The 20893-nt window shown below is 60.8% G+C and carries 18 protein-coding genes, 1 tRNA gene and 2 pseudogenes; 10 read left to right on the plus strand and 11 right to left on the minus strand.

What is annotated here, in order from left to right:
* Nucleotides 1-38 precede the first annotated feature (38 nt).
* Entirely contained in the window at nucleotides 39-275 is a 237-nt protein-coding gene (locus tag HLAC_RS08620) for a hypothetical protein (protein ID WP_015910457.1), read from the plus strand.
* Between the two features lie 20 nt (nucleotides 276-295).
* Here HLAC_RS08620 and HLAC_RS17790 read toward each other — a convergent pair whose 3' ends face one another.
* The 4 genes from HLAC_RS17790 to HLAC_RS08635 form a co-directional block, all read right to left on the minus strand.
* Complete coding sequence (locus HLAC_RS17790) at nucleotides 296-1213, minus strand: HNH endonuclease (RefSeq protein ID WP_079892102.1); 918 nt, start codon at nucleotides 1211-1213, stop codon at nucleotides 296-298.
* Between the two features lie 114 nt (nucleotides 1214-1327).
* Nucleotides 1328-1579 carry a hypothetical protein gene (locus tag HLAC_RS08625; protein WP_015910458.1) on the minus strand — a complete coding sequence of 84 codons (252 nt, stop codon included), beginning with the start codon at nucleotides 1577-1579 and terminating at the stop codon, nucleotides 1328-1330.
* Between the two features lie 151 nt (nucleotides 1580-1730).
* Nucleotides 1731-1804 (minus strand) — tRNA-Tyr (locus tag HLAC_RS08630).
* 401 nt (nucleotides 1805-2205) lie between these two features.
* On the minus strand, nucleotides 2206-3135 hold the full coding sequence (locus tag HLAC_RS08635; protein ID WP_049933450.1) for a sugar phosphate isomerase/epimerase family protein: 930 nt from the start codon (nucleotides 3133-3135) through the stop codon (nucleotides 2206-2208).
* 252 nt (nucleotides 3136-3387) lie between these two features.
* Here HLAC_RS08635 and HLAC_RS08640 point away from each other — a divergent pair, with 252 nt between their 5' ends.
* Together HLAC_RS08640 and HLAC_RS08645 are read left to right on the plus strand one after the other, a co-directional pair.
* Nucleotides 3388-4293 carry a hypothetical protein gene (locus tag HLAC_RS08640; RefSeq protein WP_015910460.1) on the plus strand — a complete coding sequence of 302 codons (906 nt, stop codon included), beginning with the start codon at nucleotides 3388-3390 and terminating at the stop codon, nucleotides 4291-4293.
* Nucleotides 4294-4509: 216 nt separating this feature from the next.
* Nucleotides 4510-5094: an NAD(P)/FAD-dependent oxidoreductase gene (locus tag HLAC_RS08645; protein ID WP_049933713.1), complete on the plus strand. Its 585-nt coding sequence runs from the start codon at nucleotides 4510-4512 to the stop codon at nucleotides 5092-5094.
* A gap of 39 nt (nucleotides 5095-5133) precedes the next feature.
* On the opposite strand, the gene HLAC_RS08650 is transcribed toward HLAC_RS08645, so the two are convergent.
* Complete coding sequence (locus tag HLAC_RS08650) at nucleotides 5134-5730, minus strand: DNA-3-methyladenine glycosylase family protein (RefSeq protein WP_015910462.1); 597 nt, start codon at nucleotides 5728-5730, stop codon at nucleotides 5134-5136.
* Nucleotides 5731-5856: 126 nt separating this feature from the next.
* Here HLAC_RS08650 and HLAC_RS08655 point away from each other — a divergent pair, with 126 nt between their 5' ends.
* A complete protein-coding gene (locus HLAC_RS08655) occupies nucleotides 5857-7848 on the plus strand; it encodes a 3-hydroxyacyl-CoA dehydrogenase/enoyl-CoA hydratase family protein (protein ID WP_015910463.1) in 1992 nt (663 codons plus the stop codon).
* Nucleotides 7849-7894: 46 nt separating this feature from the next.
* On the opposite strand, the gene HLAC_RS08660 is transcribed toward HLAC_RS08655, so the two are convergent.
* Both HLAC_RS08660 and asd read right to left on the minus strand, forming a co-directional pair.
* Nucleotides 7895-8521, minus strand: coding sequence for a class I SAM-dependent methyltransferase (locus HLAC_RS08660; RefSeq protein ID WP_015910464.1), 627 nt, complete (start codon nucleotides 8519-8521; stop codon nucleotides 7895-7897).
* Between the two features lie 69 nt (nucleotides 8522-8590).
* Nucleotides 8591-9637, minus strand: a complete 1047-nt coding sequence (gene asd / locus HLAC_RS08665) for an aspartate-semialdehyde dehydrogenase (protein WP_015910465.1) — start codon at nucleotides 9635-9637, stop codon at nucleotides 8591-8593.
* A 255-nt stretch (nucleotides 9638-9892) separates the two neighbouring features.
* Between asd and HLAC_RS08670 the strand changes: the two genes are divergently transcribed.
* The 6 genes and pseudogenes from HLAC_RS08670 (at nucleotide 9893) to HLAC_RS08695 (ending at nucleotide 17816) form a co-directional block, all read left to right on the plus strand.
* Nucleotides 9893-11578 carry a Na+/H+ antiporter NhaC family protein gene (locus HLAC_RS08670; protein ID WP_015910466.1) on the plus strand — a complete coding sequence of 562 codons (1686 nt, stop codon included), beginning with the start codon at nucleotides 9893-9895 and terminating at the stop codon, nucleotides 11576-11578.
* Between the two features lie 405 nt (nucleotides 11579-11983).
* Nucleotides 11984-13243, plus strand: coding sequence for an FAD-dependent oxidoreductase (locus tag HLAC_RS08675; RefSeq protein ID WP_015910467.1), 1260 nt, complete (start codon nucleotides 11984-11986; stop codon nucleotides 13241-13243).
* A 191-nt stretch (nucleotides 13244-13434) separates the two neighbouring features.
* Nucleotides 13435-13944, plus strand: a pseudogene (locus tag HLAC_RS08680) (Lrp/AsnC family transcriptional regulator); the annotation flags it as partial.
* Between the two features lie 176 nt (nucleotides 13945-14120).
* A complete protein-coding gene (locus tag HLAC_RS17795) occupies nucleotides 14121-14477 on the plus strand; it encodes a DUF7344 domain-containing protein (protein WP_015910469.1) in 357 nt (118 codons plus the stop codon).
* Nucleotides 14478-14532: 55 nt separating this feature from the next.
* Nucleotides 14533-14803: pseudogene (locus HLAC_RS19965) on the plus strand (HalOD1 output domain-containing protein).
* A gap of 511 nt (nucleotides 14804-15314) precedes the next feature.
* Nucleotides 15315-17816, plus strand: coding sequence for a heavy metal translocating P-type ATPase (locus tag HLAC_RS08695; protein WP_015910470.1), 2502 nt, complete (start codon nucleotides 15315-15317; stop codon nucleotides 17814-17816).
* Nucleotides 17817-17989: 173 nt separating this feature from the next.
* Here the strand turns inward: HLAC_RS08695 and HLAC_RS19260 are convergent, their stop codons facing one another.
* The 4 genes from HLAC_RS19260 to HLAC_RS18775 form a co-directional block, all read right to left on the minus strand.
* Nucleotides 17990-18499 carry an amidohydrolase family protein gene (locus tag HLAC_RS19260; RefSeq protein ID WP_237583025.1) on the minus strand — a complete coding sequence of 170 codons (510 nt, stop codon included), beginning with the start codon at nucleotides 18497-18499 and terminating at the stop codon, nucleotides 17990-17992.
* A gap of 144 nt (nucleotides 18500-18643) precedes the next feature.
* The gene (locus HLAC_RS08705; RefSeq protein ID WP_015910473.1) at nucleotides 18644-19045 is read right to left on the minus strand and encodes a DUF8023 family protein; all 402 of its coding nucleotides are present in this window, start codon (nucleotides 19043-19045) and stop codon (nucleotides 18644-18646) included.
* Nucleotides 19045-19407: a hypothetical protein gene (locus HLAC_RS08710; RefSeq protein ID WP_015910474.1), complete on the minus strand. Its 363-nt coding sequence runs from the start codon at nucleotides 19405-19407 to the stop codon at nucleotides 19045-19047. The genes HLAC_RS08705 and HLAC_RS08710 overlap by 1 nt, the downstream gene beginning before the upstream one ends.
* A 215-nt stretch (nucleotides 19408-19622) precedes the next feature.
* Complete coding sequence (locus tag HLAC_RS18775; RefSeq protein ID WP_015910475.1) at nucleotides 19623-20852, minus strand: hypothetical protein; 1230 nt, start codon at nucleotides 20850-20852, stop codon at nucleotides 19623-19625.
* Nucleotides 20853-20893: the final 41 nt, after the last annotated feature.

The following is a 20893-nucleotide window of genomic DNA, read 5'->3' on the forward strand; positions in this document are numbered from 1 at the left end:
GAAAGATGTAAGCCTTCCGCGCAACATACACGCGGTGTATGTCCCTGCTCGAAGCGTATCGCGCGGATCTACGAGAGCTAGTCGCCGCCCTCGACGATCGCGGGATCTTCCGACCGGGCGAGCGTGAGGCGTGGGACGAGGGGATCGACGACGCCGACGACGTGAGCGAGCTGCTGATGACTGCGGAGGCGCTGCACAAAGCGATACTCGATCGCGAGGGCGTCGACGAGGTCGTTAGTGAGCATACGAAGGAGCGGACGCGGGCGTTTGTATGACTCCTCAGATCGCTTCTAAATTAGTTCGTGCTAGAGGTTTTTGATCTCTTTCTCCATATTTTATAACTACCATACAACCCGGCAAGAAGTAGGAGGATGAGCCAGTAAACACCGAGTCTGCTGAAGAATGGTTTGCGTACTTCCAACATCATCTCTTCAGTTTGACGATGTGTGGCCATCTCGTCATATTGAGAATTGAAAATTTGAGCTTCAGCATCAAACGTAACAGTTCGTGGATCCAATCCTGAATCTGCAATGAATCTCCCACCAAGTATCGATATCTCCGCCACTTTGGACTCTCCCGGTGCAAGATCAAAATGAATTTCTGACAACTCTCCATGAAGAACGTAATTCGTCCTTGCGTTAACTGTTAGATCCCCTCTGAGATCGTTCTCGCTCGGGTTGGTTATTTTCACCCTCAGATGCATATCGTCCCTCTGTGAAATGACACTGTCAGCCAATTCATATTCAATGTTAAGCGGCAAACCCGGGTTGTAATCGTAACTTACGTCGCCATTATCCGGATTTTCATTCATTGCCACATAATCAACAGAATATTCCTCAGTGACTGTTTGACCTGCGGGAAGAACTTGTCCGGCAGCTACGAAGGTGAAAACCAAAAAAATGGTACAAGCTGCCAAAACGACACCTATGAGCGCCTCAGCATCATCATCATATCCATTTGAACTCCCAGATGTAGAAGGACTTTTCCCGCCTACTCCATGACCGTGTATATTTTGATGACAGGACTTACAGACTGTCTTCAGATTACGGTATCTATGAGATCCCCCTTTTGAAATTGGTTTCTTATGATGAGCATGAAGCTCTGTGTTACCACGTTTGCCACCCAGCGAACCACACTTTTGGCATCGATAACTGTCGCGTTTATATACCTTTTTCCGGCGAGAATTCCAATCTGAGGGGTACCGATCTCCCATTCATAGTACCCAAAACATACTGTCTATTTAAGAACAGTGTCACCATACTTAGATGCAAAAACACCGTTATGACTGCTCTAAGGACCCAAAATATACAATATAAACATACTATATTTATTCTATAATCTTTATTGCTGAAAAGATATCTCCCTTCCACACCTGATCGAGCGGCGTCGGGAAGCCGGCCATATACTCGATCACGTCGTCGAGCGCGACCAGCAAGCCGATGAACGCGAAGCCGGCGCCGATCGCCGGGTAGTAGGGCCAGATCGACGCGAACCCGAACAGCGCCAGCGCCACGACGACGTAGAAGTGGTTCGGCGCAAGCGCGTCCCTCACGATCAACACCCGCTCGCTATCGCTCACGAGTATGAAGAACCAGTCCGCCTTCCCCGAATTGAACTCGCCGAGACAGTCGGGGCGTGCGGCTCGCTTCGCTCGCCGGTCCGGGCTGTGACTCGTCTGCTCAATTCGGGCCGGTTAGACGTTTGACTGCTCACGTTGTTCGCAGCAGAAGTCCGCCCTCCCCGAATTGAACGGGGGACAAGTCGATCTACAGTCGACTGCTCTACCAGGCTGAGCTAAGGGCGGTTACCGTATTCTACCCGCTGGATCCGACTTAAGGGTTCCCTTTCAAACGCGGTGTGATCCGCTGTACCGCGGACAGCTTGGGACCCCTCACCGCACCCACCGCGCGCGGTTTTTAAGTCGCTCGCGGCGGCAGCGCGGGGGTATGGCCGACGGCGACGATCGACAGGCGACGTTCGGGTCGGACGAAAGCTTGGAGATCGACACGACACCGAGGACTTGAATCGGGTGACGACCGCGCTCCGCAAGAACCCGATTCCGCTCTTGATCGCGGACCACCGTATCGCGGGCGGACCGTACGCAACGACTCAGGAGGTTCGGGGGGCCGTACGGCGCGTCGAGGGGATCTGAGGCGACTAATAAAAGCCACCATCGGGTGGCCCGGTCACTCGGACGTTCTCCCGTCAGTTACGGCCGCGGCGCGGGCCGTTCCACCGACCGAGGAACTCGCCGCCGATGTTCATCGACTCGATCGGCTGGGGCGCTCGGTCGTACTCGTAGATCAGGTAATCGACGTCGGCGGCCGCCCGCGCGACGTTGGCAACGGCTTTCATGTTGACGTCGCCCTCGTCGATCTCGACGAAGCCACCGTCCTCCATGTTCTTCATGTGGATGGAACTGATCTTGTCTTTGTACCGGCTGATGTACTCGGTGGGGTTCGCGCCGCCGGTCTCGACCCAGCCGACGTCGAGCTGCAGGTGCACGTGGTCTTCGACCGCCTCCGCGAAGACGTCGTAGCCGGTCTCGTCGGCGTCGTCGAGCTGCTGGAACTCGTGATTGTGGTTGTGATAACCGAACTCGAGTCCGTGATCGGCCATGTGGTCCGCGGCCGTGTTGACATCGTGGGCTAGGTCGAGGACGCTCGACTCGGTGCTCCACGTGTCGGGGCCGATGTACGGCTCGATGAGGGCGGGTTCGCCGTACTGGAGGTATCGTTCGGCGACGGCCTCAGGATCGTCGAGCGTCTCGTCGAGTCCCTGGTGGGCACTACTCATCCCCACGCCAGTCTCGTCGATCGCGTCGGTGATCGCGTCGACATCCGAGTCGTCGCTGATCGTGAACGGTTCGAAGTAGTCGTAGCCCGCTGCCTCCATCTCGTAGATCAGCTCCGCCGTCGAGAGGCCCGACTGGGTAAAGGAATAGAACTGAGCGGATGTCGGAACCGACTCCGCCGCGGATCCGGAATTGGCCTGATCCGGACGGGCCTGTACGCTCCCCATCCCGGCGGCACCGAGTCCGAGCGCACCGATCCCCCGGAGCACGTTCCGGCGCCCAGTCGAGAGTGTTTCATTTGCGAGACGATCTCCGTCTGTCGTTCGATTATCATGTGACATACCGTTTACCTCTTGCCGCACCATCTGCCCGGCCGTTCCGGATGGTGCAAGTTGTCATGTGCCAGTATTGATATATAAATCATTATATTTATATCATTATATTTATGTTAAGAGTCTCATACTCGATGACACACCGATCTGCAAAGGAGCGTCCGAACCCCACATATCGACCGCCTAAGCGGTTGTGGACGACCGGTGTGACCGGCAGACGCCGCGCGGGGTTTTTAAGTCGCTCGCGGCGGGAGCGGAGGTATGGCCGACGGCGACGATCGACAGGCGACGTTCGGGTCGGATGGGAGCTTGGAGACCGACACGACGCCGGACGCGACCGGCGACAACGACTTCGGCGAGGCGAAGGAGCCGAACGAGACCGACGGCGGGTACAGCCGGTACGTCGTCTCCAGCCTCCTCCAGAAGGCGGTGCGCCGCTCCGACGAGGAGATCGCCGCGTGGGCCGCGTGGGAGCTGGCCCGCTCCGGCTACGCCTGGAACCTCTGGGACCGCCTGAACCTCTACGTCGTCGAAGACCTCCGGGCTGGCAGCGACGTGGCCCTCACGATCGAGCGCTACGAGGAGCTGGCCACCGAGCGCTGGGAGCCCGCCGAGTGGAAGGGTCGACTCTGTGCGATCCACGCCGCGCTGGCGGCCGCCCGCGCGCGCTCGACCCGCGAGGCCTCGAACGCCGACGCGTACTTCTCCGCCGTCGCCGAGGTGCGCGCCGAGGCGCACGAGCGCGACGAGGAGCCTGCTCACGACTTCCCCGTCGGCGACCTCGAACCGGAAGGACAGTTCGACGCCATCTTCGACGGCCACACCGGTGAGGGCGCGCGGCGCGACCGCGGAACGCACTTCTTCAAGACCCACGGCGCCCGAGTCGGGCCGGAGGGTGAAGACGACCAGAGCGCCCGCTGGGAGCGCCTCGCATTGCTGTTAGACGACGAGACCGACTACTCGCCGGCCGACCTCGACCGCGCGCTCGAACCGGTGGACCCCGAAGACCCGTGGGGCGAGCCGGCGACGGAGTCCGGACGGGACTACACCGACGAGACGACTGGTGCGGACACCGACACCGAGACGACTGAGGGCGACGCGGACACAGCCCCCCACGACGACGACGATTCCGATCGGAGCGGTTCGCTCTCCGACTTCTCTGAGTAGCCTCGGGGCGCTCACCCCGGCGTCACCTCACTGCCTATCCGATCCTCGAACCGCCAGCAGCGCGGCCGCAACGAGCGCGACGAGCACGACGCGAGCGCCCTCGATCGTGGGCAGCCCCGACGCACGGGCGGCGGGGTGGAGAGCCGTCGTTCGTCGACGATGTGTCGATACCCGCTTTCGCTAGCCCTTATCAGCGTCCCTCCCGTAATGTTGCTCATGGTGAACGTAGCAATCGTCGGCGGCGGACCGGCCGGGCTCAGCGCGGGACTGTTCACGGGCAAAAATGGGCTCGACACGGTCTTGTTCGACACGGACGGGACGTGGATGCACAAGGCACACCTGTTCAACTACCCCGGAATCGGCTCGGTCGGCGGCAGTGAGTTCCTCGCGACCGCTCGTCAGCAGGCTGACGACTTCGGGGTCGACCGCTATCAGGGCGAGGAGGTCACCGCGGTCGAGGCGGCCGGCGACGGCTTCGTCGTGACCACCGAGGCGGACGAGTACGAGGCCGATTACGTCGTGCTGGCGACAGGCGCGAGCCGCGACCTCGCCGAGTCGCTCGGCTGTGAGTTCGACGGCGACCTCGTCGACGTCGGCGTCTCGATGGAAACGAGCGTCGAGGGCGCGTACGCGACGGGCGCGATGGTCCGCGCCGAGGAGTGGCAGGCGGTCATCTCGGCCGGCGACGGCGCCGCCGCGGCCCTCCACATCCTCTCGAACGAGAAGGGCGAGCACTACCACGACTTCGACGTGCCCGACACCGCGACCTCGGTGTTCGGCGGCCTGATCGACGACGAGTAAGCGCCTGACTGCGGCTTTTCTACCGCTTTCGCCGCCGGTTCACGACTCGTACTCGGCCCAGACGTACCGCGTCCCGTAGCTCCGGTAGGGTCGCCACGCGTCCCCGATATTGCGCATCTCCGCGCGGGTCAGCTCCGCGCCGTCGTTGTACACCTGCTCGATCCCCTTCCGCACCGCGAGGTCGCCAAGCGGGAGCACGTCCTCGCGGCCCAGCGCGAAGATGAGGTACATCCGGGCGGTCCACTCGCCGACGCCGCGTATCTCGGTGAGCGCGGCCACGACCGCCTCGTCGCTCGCGTCCCCGAACCCCTCGCGCGTGAGGTCGCGGTCGCCGTCGCGGAACGCCGCAGCGGCCTCGCGCAGGTACTCGACTTTGGTGCCGCTGAGGCCGGCCTCGCGCAGAGCCACCTCGTCGGCGGCGAGCACGTCGTCGGGTGTCGGAGCGCCGCCGAGCACGTCCACGAACCGCTCGTGGATGGCCGCGGCGGAGGCGGTCGAGAGCTGCTGGTTCACGATGGAGGTACAGAGGCGCGCGAACTCGTCGGCAGCGGGCTCGATCGTAAGCCGGCCGTGCCGGTCGATTAGCCGCGCCATGGTCGAGTCCTCGCGCAGGGTCGCCGCGACTCGCTCGTTCATCGGAGAGCGATTGGGACCGGAGACGGGAGTCAGTTTCTCCTGTGAGACGCACGTCGATAAACTTACGGCTCGTTTTTCGTTTGGAAGATGGAAACGTTCAACCATGACGGTTCCGACCCCTTTGGTATGCAGCTCGAAGACGTCCAGCGTGTAACGGTTCTCGGCGCCGGAAACATGGGCCACGGCATCGCGGAGGTGGCCGCGCTCGCCGGCTACGACGTGGCGCTGCGGGACATCGAAGAGGAGTTCGTACAGGGTGGCTACGACCAGATCGAGTGGTCGCTCGGCAAGCTCGCCGAGAAAGACCGGATTGGCGAAGATGAGGCAGACGCCGCGCTCGACCGCGTGGAGGCCTTCGTCGACCTCGAAGACTCGCTCGCCGACGCCGACGTGGTGGTCGAAGTCGTCCCTGAGAAGATGGCGATCAAAAAGGACGTGTACGACGAAGTCGTCGAGTACGCGCCCGAGGAGGCCGTCTTCGTCACCAACACCTCCAGCCTCTCGATCACTGAACTCTCCGAGGTCACTGACCGGCCCGAGCGCTTCTGCGGCATGCACTTTTTCAACCCGCCGGTGCGGATGGACTTGGTCGAGGTCATCTCCGGGAAACACACCTCCGAAGACACCCTCGAACTGATCGAGGGGCTTGCGGAGTCGATGGGAAAAACTCCGGTCCGCGTCCGGAAGGACAGCCCCGGGTTCATCGTCAACCGCATCCTCGTCCCCCTGATGAACGAGGCCGCGTGGATCGTCGAGTCCGGCGACGCGACGATCGAGACGGTCGACTCCACGACGAAGTTCGACATGGGGCTCCCGATGGGCTCGTTCGAGCTCGCGGACCAGGTCGGTATCGACGTGGGGTACCACGTCCTCGAATATATGCACGAGGTGCTCGGCGAGGCGTACCGACCCTGCCCACTGCTCGTCGAGAAGGTCGAAGCCGAAGAGCTGGGGAAGAAGACCGGCTCGGGGTTCTACGACTACGAGAACGGCGGCGCGGAGATCCCCACGGACGCGATCGACGCCGATGTCCGCAAACGCCTGCTCGCGGTGATGGCCAACGAGGTCGCCGGACTCGCCGGCAACGACGTGGCCGACGCGCCCGCGATCGATCGTGCCGTGATGCTCGGCGCCGGATTCCCGGACGGTCCCGCAAAGCTCGCCGATAGCGAGGGGCTCGCCGAACTCGTCGACGTCCTCGACGACCTTCACGAGGAGACGGGCGAGAAGCGCTACGAGGCGACCGACTTCCTCCGCGAGGCCGCCGAGGCGGGGAGCTTCCACGGTGACGAGAGCGCCGACACCGACGGAGAGACCGACGGCGACGCACTCGCCGCTTACGACACCCTCAACGTCGCCGTCGAGGACCGCATCGGCCACGTCGAGATCGACCGCCCGCATCGGATGAACACGATCAGCGGCGAGCTACTCGACGAGCTTTCCGACGCCATCGACCGCCTCGACGCCGACGACGATGTGCGGGCGATCCTGCTCTCCGGAGCCGGCGACCGCGCGTTCTCCGCGGGCGCCGACGTGCAGAGCATGGCGGCCGGCGGCGCAGACCCGATCACCGCGGTCGAACTCTCGCGGCAGGGCCAGCAGACGTTCGGCAAGCTCGAAGAGTCGGACAAGCCGGTCGTCGCCGCCATCGACGGTTACTGTCTCGGCGGCGGGATGGAGCTCGCGACCGCGACGGATCTCCGGGTCGCCTCCGAGCGCTCGGAGCTCGGCCAGCCGGAGCACAACCTCGGGCTGCTCCCGGGGTGGGGCGGCACCCAGCGGCTCGCCCGCATCGTCGGCGAGGGGCGCGCGAAGGAGATCATCTTCACCGCCGACCGCTACGAGGCGGAGACGCTGGCGGACTACGGCTTCATCAACGAAGTCGTCCCCGACGACGAGCTCGACGAGCGCGCGCGAGAGCTGGTCGAGTCGCTCGCCGCCGGCCCGCCGATCGCACAGAAGTACACGAAACGCGCGATGCACGCCGGTCGCACCGACGGCGAGGCCGGCCTCGAAGTGGAGGCGATGGGCTTCGGCCACGTGATGAACACCGACGACCTCATGGAGGGCGTCACGGCGTTCATGGGCGACGGCGAGCCCGAGTTCGAAGGGAAGTAAGGAAGTAAGGAAGTAAGGAAGTAAGGAAATAGCGGTCCCCGGCGATTTACTCCTCCAACCGCGCCGCGAAGAACGTCCAGTTCGCGTCGTCGCCCTCGGCGAGCGAGTCGTCGGTCCTCCATTCTCGTTCGACGGTAAATCCGGCGTTTCGGAGATGGTCTCGGGTCGCCTCGACGCCCGCGATGTGCCACTGCATCTCGACGCCCGTGTCGAGCCAGTCCGGGTTCGTCCCGCTCCACTCGTCCGGCCCCTCCGAGCAGAGCAGCCGCCCGCCGTCAGCGAGGACGCGAGCAAACTCGTCGACGGCTTCTTGATGTTGCTCGCGCGGGACGTGGATCAGCGAGTGGTACGCGGTCACCGCGTCGAAGGACCCGTTGCGGAAGGGGAGCCCCACCATGTCTCCTTGCGCGAGCGCCACGTCGGGGACGTTCTCGGCGGCCAGCTCCAGTTGCGAACGCGAGATGTCGGTCCCGACGGCGGTCGCCGCCGAGTCCAGATCTCGAAGCACCGGCGTCCCCTGTCCGCAACCGGCGTCGAGGACGCGCGCCGATTCGGAAACCCCGTCGAGAAACCGAGAGAGGACTTCTCGCCCGTGACCGTCTTCGTTCCGGTCCGCGGCGTACGCCTCCGCGAGTTCGTCGTAGCCGCGGCGCACGGCGTCCTTGTCGACCATGCGGAGAGATACCGGGGCTCCACTATTCAAACTGCGGGAAAGACGGGCACGGCCGCCGGAGCCGTCGTCTTAGACGTACCCTTCCTCGACGAGCAGCTCGCCGTTGAGCAGCGAGGCGCCCGCCGCGCCGCGGATCGTGTTGTGCGCGAGGCAGTTGTACTTCATGCCGGCGTTCGTCGCCTGCACGCCGCCGGCGACGATGCCCATCCCGCCCGCGTACGTGCGGTCGAGGCGGGGCTGGGGGCGCTCCGGCTCGTCCTCGCCGAACACCTTGATGAGCTGGTCGGGCGAGCTGGGGAGCGCGGCGGCGCCCTCGAACGAGCGCATTGCCTCGCGGAGGTCAGCGGGCGACGGGTCCTCGGCGAACTCGGCGAAGACGTTCTCAAGATGACCGTCGAGCGTCGGGATCCGGTTACAGGAGGCGGCCACGTCGGCGCCGTGGAGGTGGACCTCCGCGCCGTCGAATTCGCCGAGAAGCTTGCGCGACTCCGTCTCCATCTTCTCCTCCTCGCCGCCGATGTGCGGGATGGCGTTGTCGATGATCTCCATCGAGGTAACGCCGGAGTAGCCGGCGCCGGAGACCGCCTGCAGGGTCGAGACCCGGACGCTCTCCAAGCCGAACTCGTCGATCGCTGCGAGGGTGGGGACCATCGTGATCGTCGAGCAGTTCGGGTTCTTCACGAGGGCGCCGTCCCAGCCGCGCTCGTCGCGCTGGACCTCGATCAGGTCGAGGTGACCGGGGTTGATCTCGGGGATCGTCAGCGGCACGTCGGCCGCCATGCGATCGTTCGATGAGTTCGAGGAGACGACGTATCCCTCCTCCAAGAACGCGGGCTCGACCTCGCTCGCGACACCCGAGGGGAGCGACGAGAAGAGGAGGTCCACGTCGGCGTCCGCGATTCCCGCGGGCGTCGTCTCCGTGACCTCCATCTCGGCGACGTCGTCCGGGATGGGTGTGTCCACGCGCCACTTGGCGGCCTCGCGGTAGGTCTTGCCCGCGCTGTCCGCGCTGGCGGTGACCGCGGCGAGGTCAAAGGTCGGGTGGTCGTCGAGCAACTGGATGAACCGCTGTCCCACGGCGCCGGTGGCGCCAAGGATGCCGACTCGTACTGACATTGCGCGTGGGTCAGTCACAGGGACGTAAGTGCGTTCGGATACGCGCCGATTCCGCCGGTCGAAGGCGCGGTGTGAGGTGCTCACGTCCGGATATCGGACCGTTAGATCGTCGCCGATCGCGGGCTTCACGCAACGAACAGTCGGCGTCGGTCGAGCGCCCCAGCGATCGTGTCGGGATCGAGGCCGATCCCGGTAGATCGGTCAGTTCTCGGTCGTGGTGAGGTATTATATACTCCGGCGTGTCAATAAGTAGCAATGACCAACTTCGGAGTACTGTCCATCGCTCCGCCGCTGCTCGCTATCGCGCTGGCGATCGTCACCCGCAAGGCGATCCTCTCGCTGTTCCTCGGCATCTGGTCGGGGGCGGTGATCTACACGGGCGGGCTCGGAATCGTCCAGACGTTCGACTGGATCGTCGCGGCGATCGTCGCTGACGATGGGTTTCAGGCGACAATTCTCGTGTTCACGCTGCTGCTCGGCTCCGGCGTGGCGATGGTGTGGAACCTCGGCGGAACCTACGCCATCCGCGACTGGGCGATCGAACGCCTCGACACGCAGCGCAAGGCGGGACTGGCGGCATGGGTTCTCGGGGTGATCCTCTTTTTCGACGACTACGCCAACACCGCTATCGTCGGCTCGGCGATGAAGGACGTCTCCGACCAGCTCCGGATCTCCCGCGAGAAGCTCTCGTACATCGTTGACTCCACCGCCGCGCCCGTCGCCACGCTGGGTATCTCCTCGTGGGTCGCGTTCCAGCTGTCGCTGATCGAGGAGGGGTACTCGGAGGCAGGCGTCGCCGAGGCGAACAGGCCCAGCACCTTCGAGGTGTTCCTGTCTTCGATCCCGTTCAACATGTACGCGATCCTCGCGATCGCGATGGTCGCCATCGTGGTGCTGTGGGGTCGCGACTACGGGGAGATGCTGACGGCCGAACACCGGTCGTGGACGACCGGGAAGGTCACCCGTGACGAGGCGGCGCCGATGCAGGACGTAGCCGGCGAACTGGGCGAGCCGCCGGCGTCGACGCCGCGGCTGATCAACTTCTTCGCGCCGGTCGCCGTCCTGATCGCCGTCACGGTCGCGACCGCGTTCTGGTCGGGCGGCTTCGCGCCGACGGGCTTTCTGTCCGATCTCCTCGCGACCGAGTTCGGGAACGCGGGCGACCGCCTGTGGAGCGCGGTCATCGGGGCCGACTTCGCGACCGCGCTGATGATCGGTGCGTTCGGCATGGTGCTGTCCGGGTTCGTACTCGGGAAGGTCTACCGGATCTTCGGGTTCGGCGAGGCGACGGAGTACACGGTCGACGGGTTCGGGATCATGCTCACCGCGGTGTCAATCCTCGTGCTCGCGTGGGGGATCGGCGAGGTCATCTCCGCGCTGGGGACGGGCCAGTACGTTGCCGAGGCGACGGTCGGGACGGTCCCCGCAGCCGTCCTCCCAGCGCTCGTGATGGTCGTCGCCGGCTTCATCGCCTTCTCGACGGGGACCTCTTGGGGAACGATGGGAATCATGACGCCCATCGCGGTCCCCATCGCCTGGGAGATCACCGGGGGCGGCGCGGAGGGCCACACCCTCGTCGCGGTCATGGTCGGCGTTATCTTCTCGGGGGCGATCTTCGGGGACCACAGCTCTCCCATCTCCGACACGACGGTGCTGTCTGCGACGTTCACCGGCGCGGACCTCATCGACCACGTCCGCACCCAGATCTACTACGCAGCCACCGTCGGGCTGGTCTCGGTGGCGCTGCTGCTCGTGTGGGGATTCGTCGGAATTTCGCCGTTCGTGTTGCTCCCGATCGGCGTCCTGACGCTCGTCGCGCTCGTGTATCTCCTCTCCGAGTTCGACGCCCGCCGCCGCGGGATCGATCCCGTGTCGGTCTCGGAGCCGCAGGTAGACGACGGCGACGGCGTGATCGTGGGCGGGGTCGAGCAGGACGATTGAACGGCCTGCGACCCGTCTCATCGACACAGCGCGCGCAGCGGTCCTTTTAAACCCGGCGGGCGGCTATCTGCAGACGCGCGCCCTCAGTCCCCGCCCGAGTACTCCCCGATGGGAGCGATGACAGTGCGGAGAACCCAGGCGCGTCACATGTGGTCGCTGACGCGACCCGCCCGTCGCCGCGCAGGCGATCGCCCGCCACGAGGGTTTCCCGGTTGACGCGGCACGCCGCCGGAGATGAGACCGGTCGTTAGTGTCGCGGGCGACATTTCGAATACCACAGATACGTCTCTCGATCATCGCCGATACATACCCCGAGAATTCCGCACCTCCGGTACGAGAGCTACTCCCGTGAGTGTCAGCAATCGGCATGGGGTATTAGGCTTGGACCGGACGTAGAAACGAACAATGACAGCGAGAACTGAAACCGCGGCGGTCGTCGTCGTCGGCTGCGGTCCCGGTGGCGCAGTCCTCGCGTACCTCCTAGCCCGGAGCGGGATTGACGTCGCGCTCGTTGAGCGTGCCGCCACGTTCGAGCGTGAATACCGAGGATTTGGCTGGAATCCCGGTGTGGTTCGTCTGTTCGACGAGATGGACCTCCTTGACGATGTGCTTGCTCTGGCTCACGAGACGGTCACAGAGGGTTCGTTCTCGCTGTACGGCGAGGAGAGTACGGTTCTCGACTTCGATCTGCTCGATACCGACTATCCGTATGCGCTGCTGATGGAGCAGCCAGCGCTGCTCGACTGTCTCGTCGACCGCGCCAACTCCTCCGACAACTTCACGTTTCACCCTGCGACTACCGTCACGGACATCTGTACGAACACCGCAGATGGAATTCGGGGGGTAACAGCCCGAGACCGAGACGCCGACGAGGATGTCGAGTTCAAAACGCAGTGCGTTGTCGGAGCCGATGGTCGCTACTCGACAGTTCGCGCCAGCGCCGGCATCGATCCAGGGCTGTTCGAGTCGCCGATCGATCTCGTGTGGTTCAAGCTCCCTCGCGGCGCTATCAATGCGACGACGCAGGGTCGAATCGACCGCAACGGTGTCCTCCTATACTTCGGTCTGGGTGGCGGCGATCTCCAAATTGGATACCTCATCCGAAGCGGTGAGTGGCCCTCGATCAGGCAAGCGGGGTTCGACGCGTTCCGGGAGCGGGTCGCAGAGATCGACCCGCGAGTCGGCTCAACCATGGCTGTGCAGTTGGATGGGTTTCGTGATACCAGTCTCCTCGACGTTGCTCCGGGAATCGCGGACAGTTGGAGTCGGGACGGGCTTCTTCTCATCGGTGACGCCGCGCACACTGCAAGTCCCATCGGTGCACAGGGAAACCCGCTCGCCGTCGAGGACGCCGTCGTCGCGCACAGTCTTCTCGTCGAGAAACTCACTGGCACGGACGGAATTCTCGAACGCAAAACCCTCCACGAATTCGAGGTTCGACGACGTGCGCACGTCGAACAGGTTATTTCGCTCCAGCGGCGCGCCGCGACCAATCTCGCGTACTGGCTCGAGTACGGTCGCTATGTCCCTCCACGCCTCGTTCGTGGGATGACGAAGGCGGCCAGGGTGATTGTCCCTCGTTCGAGGTCGGTGCGGAACACGATCGAAACGTTCGCACTCGGTCAACGTTCGGTTTCGGTCGACCGATCTCACTTCATTGACTAACCCGTGTCGAACGGGCTGTTGTCTGAGGCCTCGGAGCAGTCAGGATCGTCGACGAACAGTTTCAGACGCCTCCGCGCAACTCACGAACGGCGTCGACGAATCGATATCTGGAGCGTCTTCGACGGCGAACTCCGCGAGCGCGTCGAGGGCGAGTGACTAACTGACTCGGCAACGAAAAGACCGTCACGAGCGATAACCCACTCAACAACCTCGACCGCCGCATTCTGCATCTGTTGCAGATAGACGCTCGCGGAGCCTCCGACACGAACATCGCGGAGGAGACGGACGTAACCGGGACGACCATCCACAACCGAATCGAGCAACTGGAGGAGAAGGGCATTATCACCGGCTACAATCCGGAAATCGACTACGAGCAGGCGGGGTATCCGATGCAAGTGTTGTTCATCTGCTCGACGGACCTCTCCCGCCGGTCGGAGATGGCGGAGAAAGCTCTCGAAGTTCGGGGTGTCGTCAACGTCCGGGAGATGCTGTCCGGCGAGGAGAACCTCCACATCGAGGTCGTCGCCGAATCGACATCCGAGATTGAGGAGAGTACCGACCAGTTAGACGAGCTCGGCCTGCGAATCGTGAGTAGCAACATTCTGGCAGAAGAACACATTCAGCCGTGGAACCACTTCCATCAGGAGTTCGCCGGCGAGGACGCCGATGCGCCCGAGGAGATCGGTTCGTCCGAAGAATAGCCGCTCGCCGAACTGACGGCAGTAGTTGGAGTATCGAACTCATCCCCGCGCTCTCCAGTTTCCTGACCTTCCCTTCTTGGAGAAGTCAAGCAAACGCCCGACTTCGCCCGATATTATCAATTGTGTAGAATTATATTAAAAAAGACATCAAGTCGGTTCGGCCCAAACGGCAGGTAATGGCGCAAACGCCCACAGCGAGTTTGGACGAGACATTCGACGCGTTGACACATTCTCATCGACGCTACGTGTTGTACTACCTGCGAACGCACTCCGGGGCAGCCACCATCGATACCCTCTCAGCGATGCTCGCCAACGAACTAGAAGGTCCATCCGCGACGCCTGGTACCGACACGACCGAACACATTGAGGTCGACCTCCATCACACGCACCTCCCGAAACTCGTCGATGCTGGCCTCATCACGTTCGCCCGAGATAGGCAATCGATTGAACTCGACGGCATAAATGGTCACGACCAGTTCATCGACCAAGCGGCACGTGTCGACGGCTATGTACCGCCCACCGCGGGCGATTAAGAACAGTGTCTCGATCACATCCATACCGTCCGCGACGCCGAACGAGAGCGATACTATGACCAAAACTCACGACGACGAAATCGTTCACCGGGAATTGAACACTGACAGAGAGGAGCCGGCTGTTGCGGTAGCGGAAATTGTGGCTGAGCTTGAAGGAAAGCACGCAGACGAATTGACAACGACGTACGCCTGCATCGACGGGATGATCTCGGAGTTGTATTCGAATCCGCCGTCACCAGAGGCAGATGACGGTCGAATTCACGTACAGCGGCTACCGCATTACCATCGAACAGAGCGGCACCGCGGAGTTCGTCAAAGTTACGTAACCGCTGTCGGCCGAATCCCAGACCACGGTAGTGTATCCACGCTCGATTGAACGAGGCCATCGGTCAACTCACACCTTCGGCGACCGGCTGTTTCATTCTCTGCTGTGTCTGAAGAACAGGATTTCAATAGGGCCTAGAGATTGTATCCGACGAATCGCATGACCGCACCGACCCCCTGTGATGAATCAGACCAAACTCTCTCGTAGAGCGGGTTCTTTATAAACAATCGTACGCCGTCTGTTGGATTCGGAGCGTGCAAGAGATCAGTGCACCAGTCGGCGTCGACGACGGCCGCCTACTCGCCGATATCATCGAACGACACGATATCCACCACAGAGAGCGACTCGGTACGAGAGAGCAACAACGACATAAACACGACCTGCGTACCGATCGATAAGCGATTGGCACTCTACCACCTGATCGCTTTGGAAAACAAACTGAGGGTGTACCACCATCTCTGTTCAGGCCAGTCTGATATCGGTCAGACAGAAGGACTCACCGCTACGAATACATGACTACTAACTGTTATTTATGTGGCCGAGAGGTTCAATCACCCACATTGGAGACTGTTGATGAACGGTCATTCTGTTCGAGCGGGTGCCACGATGTGTACACGACGCTCGGAGATGCCGATTCTCCCGGTGTAACCCGTACATCAACTGAGAACGAGGTCGACCAAGAGGAAGACGCGGCTCCTCCCGATCAGCATCGTTCTCGGACGTTCCTCCGGATCGACGGCATGTATTCCGCGACGTGCGAGGCGTATCTCGAATCGCTCGCCGAGGATCGAGAGGGGGTGCTCGATGCTGAGGCGAGTTACGTCACGGAGACGATCCGAGTTGAACACGACCCAGACACTGTTTCGAAGGAATCGCTGCGTGACGTGTTGAGCACGCTTGGGTACACGGCATACCTCCGTGAAGATGCCTCATCAGATGGGGCTGAGGCTGGTGGCACGACGCGCCGCGCACGGGAGATGGGCGGCATTCGCAAGCGTCGAGACGACCAGCTTTTGGGAATGCGATACTCGGTTGGGTTCCTCTTCGGTGCGTTTCTGCTCGTGCCGTACGTCGCAATTCTGTATCCCGCGCACCTCGCGTCGATATTCGACTGGCAAGCGCTCGAAATATTTGAGGGCGCGTTCCAGCTGGACAGTCAGGGAGCGTTCGTCTTCCTCCGGCTGTATTTCGTGATGACCGGGATCATTCTCGTCTTCACCGGTCTCCCGGTGCTGCGTGGCGCATATATTAGTCTCAAAATGCGGCGCCCGAATACCGACCTGTTGGTCGCGATCACCGCGGTTAGCGCGTACGCGTACAGTACGGCCGCCGTCGTCCTCGGGCAAAATGACATTTTCTACGATCTCGCAATCGTCGTCACGGCCGCGGTCACCGCGATGGTGTTCTACGAGTCGTCGATCAAACAGCGTGCACTTAATCGCCTGACCGAGCTCACGATATCACAGGTTGAGCACGCACGGACGTACGACTCCGACGGAAAGACGCAGGAGGTTCGCGTTGCGGATCTCACTTCGGGCGATATTGTACTCGTTCGACAGGGCGAACGAGTGCCGGTTGACGGAGAACTGGTCGAAGACAGCTGTACCGTCGACGAAGCGATCGTCACGGGCGAGTCGCTTCCGGTGCTAAAACGCGCCGGCGACGAGATCATTGGGGGATCGATCGTCACTGACGGCGCGGCCTTGGTTCGTGTCGGCCCGGACGTGACGAGTAGTATCGATCGGATAACGACCGCCGTCTGGGACCTTCAGAGCGCGACTCACGGTGTCCAACGCCACGCCGACCAACTCGCGTCGTACGCGGTGCTTCTCGTGGTCGGAGCCGCCGTTGCGATCGGCGGTGCTGGTGTGATCGCGTTCGGCATGGGCATCCCGGACGCGGTCCTCCTCGCGCTATTGATTCTCCTCGCCGGATCGCCGTGGGCTCTCGGACTCGCGACGCCGCTCTCGGTAGCGAAGAGCCTCGAAAGTGCGCTCCGTCGAGGGATCATTATCTTCGACGAGACAGTCTTCGAGCGTCTCAGAGACGTCGACATCGTCGTCTTCGACAAGACGGGGACCCTCACGACCGGAGAGATGGAGGTGATCGAAGCGGACGCGCCTGCGGACCTCCTTGACGCCGTCGCAGCGCTCGAACAACGGGCGTCACACCCCGCTGCAAACGCCATCACGACGGCTTTCGCTGACGAGAATGCGCCCCGCGGTCTCGACGATCAGTCGGACTCAGAGGGTAACGGCAACCACACGGAGAACACCCACCGGGTAACCAAGTTCACGAATCACCGGTCCGGTATCGAGGGGACGATCGACGGAACCTCGTATCTCGTCGGAAATCTCGATCTCTTCGCGGAACGAGGATGGACCGTGGACGACGATATCCGGTCCCGCGTCGCCGACGCTCGGGGCTTCGGTCAGCTCCCGGTGATCGTCGGTCGCGACGGGACAACAGAGGGACTGATCGTTGTGGGCGATGAGCCTCGGGACGGCTGGGACGACACGATCTCTCGGCTCGGTGCGCGAGACGCGGATATCGTTGTCCTGACTGGCGACGACGAGGAAGCGACGGACTTCTTCAAGCAGCACGAGGACGTGACGCACGTCTTCGCGACGGTCCCGCCGGAAGGAAAGACGGCGACGATCCGGCGACTCAAATCAGATGGTCAGGTCGCGATGGTCGGGGACGGCACCAACGACGCTCCGGCGCTCGCGGCCGCCGACCTCGGCATTTCGCTGGGCGGCGGCACGGCGTTAGCTGCCGACGCCGCCGATCTCGCGATCGTCGACAACGACATTCGCTCCGTCGAAACCGCCTTCGACCTTGCGGGTGCGGCTCGTCGTCGCGTGAAACAGAACAACCTCCTCGCGTTCTCCTACAACGGAATCGCGCTCTTGGCATTGGCCGTCGGGTTCTTCAATCCGCTGTCAGCAGCCATCGCAGTCATTGCCGGCGGCGGTCTCGTCGCTGTGAACGCTCGGCGGAAGTTGCTCCGGTAGTACGTCACGAGACCCAAACCGAGAACAGGGTTGAGTCGCTCTGGTGAAGTCCTCAAAAAGCGATCACTGCTCAAATTATGCTCGTCCTTGGTGAGACAGCAGCCACGCGGCTGGCTCGAAACATCGGCTGAAATTGTACGTGCCGTTGCCGAGCAAGCCTCGCTTATCGCGTCTCAGAATGGAGATCTATCTTTGACCGACTGGAACGCGAGTCGCCCAAGCAACTGGGCGGGACCACGCTTCGGCAGGTCGCGGGTGATGTTCAACGTACTCGGCGGCTCGCTCCCCCCAATTCCCAGTTCCCAGTCCGTCTCCAACTCGAAGCGGTCGATAGCGGTCTCGACGCGGTCGCGCACTGCGTCGGCGTCCATCGTCTTCACGTTGCCATCATGCATCAGCACGTCGCCGTCGACGATAACGACCCCCACGTCAGCGGGCGTCGCGTTATTAACGACCTGTGCCGGAATGTTGGTCAACGGCGTGAACTTGGGTTGTTCGACGTCGAGCAGGATAATGTCGGCTCGCTTGCCGGGTTCGAGACTGCCGATTTCGTCGCCGACGCCGACAGAGCCGGCGACGATCGCGCCAGCGACAAGCGGGGCGATCGCGTCAGCGTTCTGTGCGAAGCCGCGTTCGTGGGACAGGCCAGCGGCGGCGACGGCGGTCGCGCCGATGCCCTTCACGAAGGTGCGGCGCCCCACACGAGAGCCAGACCGAGCAGGAGCATCGTCAGCGCCCACGCGATCCCGAGCAGCAGGGCGGTCAGAGGCGTTACAGCTAGTCGGTGTGTCATGGTTTGAACTCATAAGATGAGGTTCGAGGGAGGGTTACCGAACAGCGACGCCCCAGGCGACGACTGTCGCGAGGAAGGCGACGATCGGGCCGAGGTTACTGCTCGTGTTGATCAGGTCGGCGAGCTGGGGAACATACTGGTAGCCGGCGATGATGATCGGGCCGAGGGCGATCGCGACCTGTTCCCACTGCTCGTACGATTCGAACTGTTTGGTCTCACTACTCGCGAAGGCGATCGCGTACGCGGCCAGCGAGATGAACGTGGCGTGTTCCGCGGTGAGCGTGTAGTCGATCCACGTCAGCATCACCTCGGAAATCCCCCCGAACTGGTAGAGTCCGGCGAGGATGAACACGACCGACAGCAGCGCGGGAAGCGTCCGCAGGTGGGTGTAGTCCGAGAGCGCGTCGCCCATCGAGTTCGAGTAGGACGACGCCATCAGTCACCACCCGGGAACGCGACCATCGTCGGGTTGTAGTCGTGCGTCGAGCCGTCGTCGCGTTCCAGCGTCACCTCATCGGTGTCCATCGCGACCCAGATCTGTTCACCGACCTCGATGCTGTCGGACGCAGCTGCGCGCTTCACCTCGTCTTTCGCGAAGTACCGCACGACTCCGCGACTTTCGTCCTTGATCTTCAGACGGTACCAGGGCCCGTACTCTCCTTCCCCTTCGGTGAGATCGAGAACGAGTCCCTCCAGCACGTCGCCGGGACCGAGTTCAACGGTCGGCACGTCGCTGTCGGGGTCTTCGCTTTCAAACTGTTCGTAACCGTCAGGCGGCGTCGGTCTTTCAGTCGACATCTCCAACTGTTAGTGGAAGAAGGAGTACCGTATAGTATCAGCCTAGGCTCGGTGAAAGTATTTGGACAGCAGCCACTATCCTAATTCATCAACCACTATCTTGTTTTATACAAAATAAAGAACTACAGATCGGGAAGGTAGGTTGAAGCAGAAATTAGATCACCTGAGGCAATAAATACACAAATCAATACATAATTCGAGGATCATTTCTGATTTCAACAATAATGAAGAGAGCAATGGTACTCAAATTCTTCAGAGTCTAAGTATTGAGTGAATACCCTATATTTTGCGTAAGTAAAAGTATGTGTAAGTGCTGAGGTGAGATCTTCGAGCTGATTGAGTGTATTAACGACCTCTTCAAAACTCATTTCTTTTTCTATACTAGGGTCTGAATCATTCCTGTCATAAATTACAACATTATTCTCATCAACGTCTATTTTCATACTAGAATGCGCATGACCGTGACGAATCTGAGGTTCGATTGCTAATCTTAGGAATGAACAATCTGTCCCAGATAATTTCTCTCTGATTTTACCCAAACTGGTTAACTCATTTCTATTTATTTCTGGGTCGATTGACACCAATAGATCCTTCAAAAGTGGTTTGATACTTTCTGATATAGAAGCATATTCACCTGCTATTTCTCTCATTCCCATTTCTGGACCCATCTCACCAAGGTGTGACTCACCGTCCAAACCCAGCAGCTCGATGGTCGGTCCATCTACATTAATATCATCCTCAGCTACTCTACGGGCCCTTTCGCGATGGTGCTTGATATTTGAGCCTACCTGTTCTCCGGAATGAATTAGATCGTTCTCACAGTAACGCAGCCACCGATTTATGCCTAAATCTGGTGGAGTCGACATATATCTTGAGTTGAATACTTTTAATATCGCCTTCACGTAGCTGCTATATCTCAAAGTATTATTGGCATTTTCTTTGTATTCCTCTGTCAATTCGCCAATTTGACTTGTTCGTTTGTTTGCGATAACTCTCGCTACATATGTGTTATTTACAATATAATCTGCGTGATTATTACTAAAATTACAATCGATTATACACTCTACGCCTTCTATTGGATCGAATCCCTCCGGCATTCCCGCAGACTCGTTATTCACCCGTTTTACAGCCTTCTCGTATGGATTATCATTGGTTGTCTCAAACAGTTCCAGATTCTTTGAAAACGACTCCTTATTCCCTACCGGATATTCTCTCACATCAACATATTTGTACTTTCCATTCTCATTTATTTCAACCATAAAATACAATATATCTAAAAATTCTTGATCACTACCGCCCACCTTCAGATCACCGTCGTCCGTGTTGAAAATACAATAGCCGCTTGTATCGTCAATATTGAGGTCAACAACCTCGTAGTCCTCTCCAAAATACAGATACTTGAACTGTTTATGCGGCGGTAGATCCCCGTTTGGATTACTAGACATTAATTCGTAAAGTACCAGTAGTCCAAGAGAATATCAAACTT

Source organism: Halorubrum lacusprofundi ATCC 49239, from assembly GCF_000022205.1.
Lineage (GTDB): Archaea > Halobacteriota > Halobacteria > Halobacteriales > Haloferacaceae > Halorubrum > Halorubrum lacusprofundi.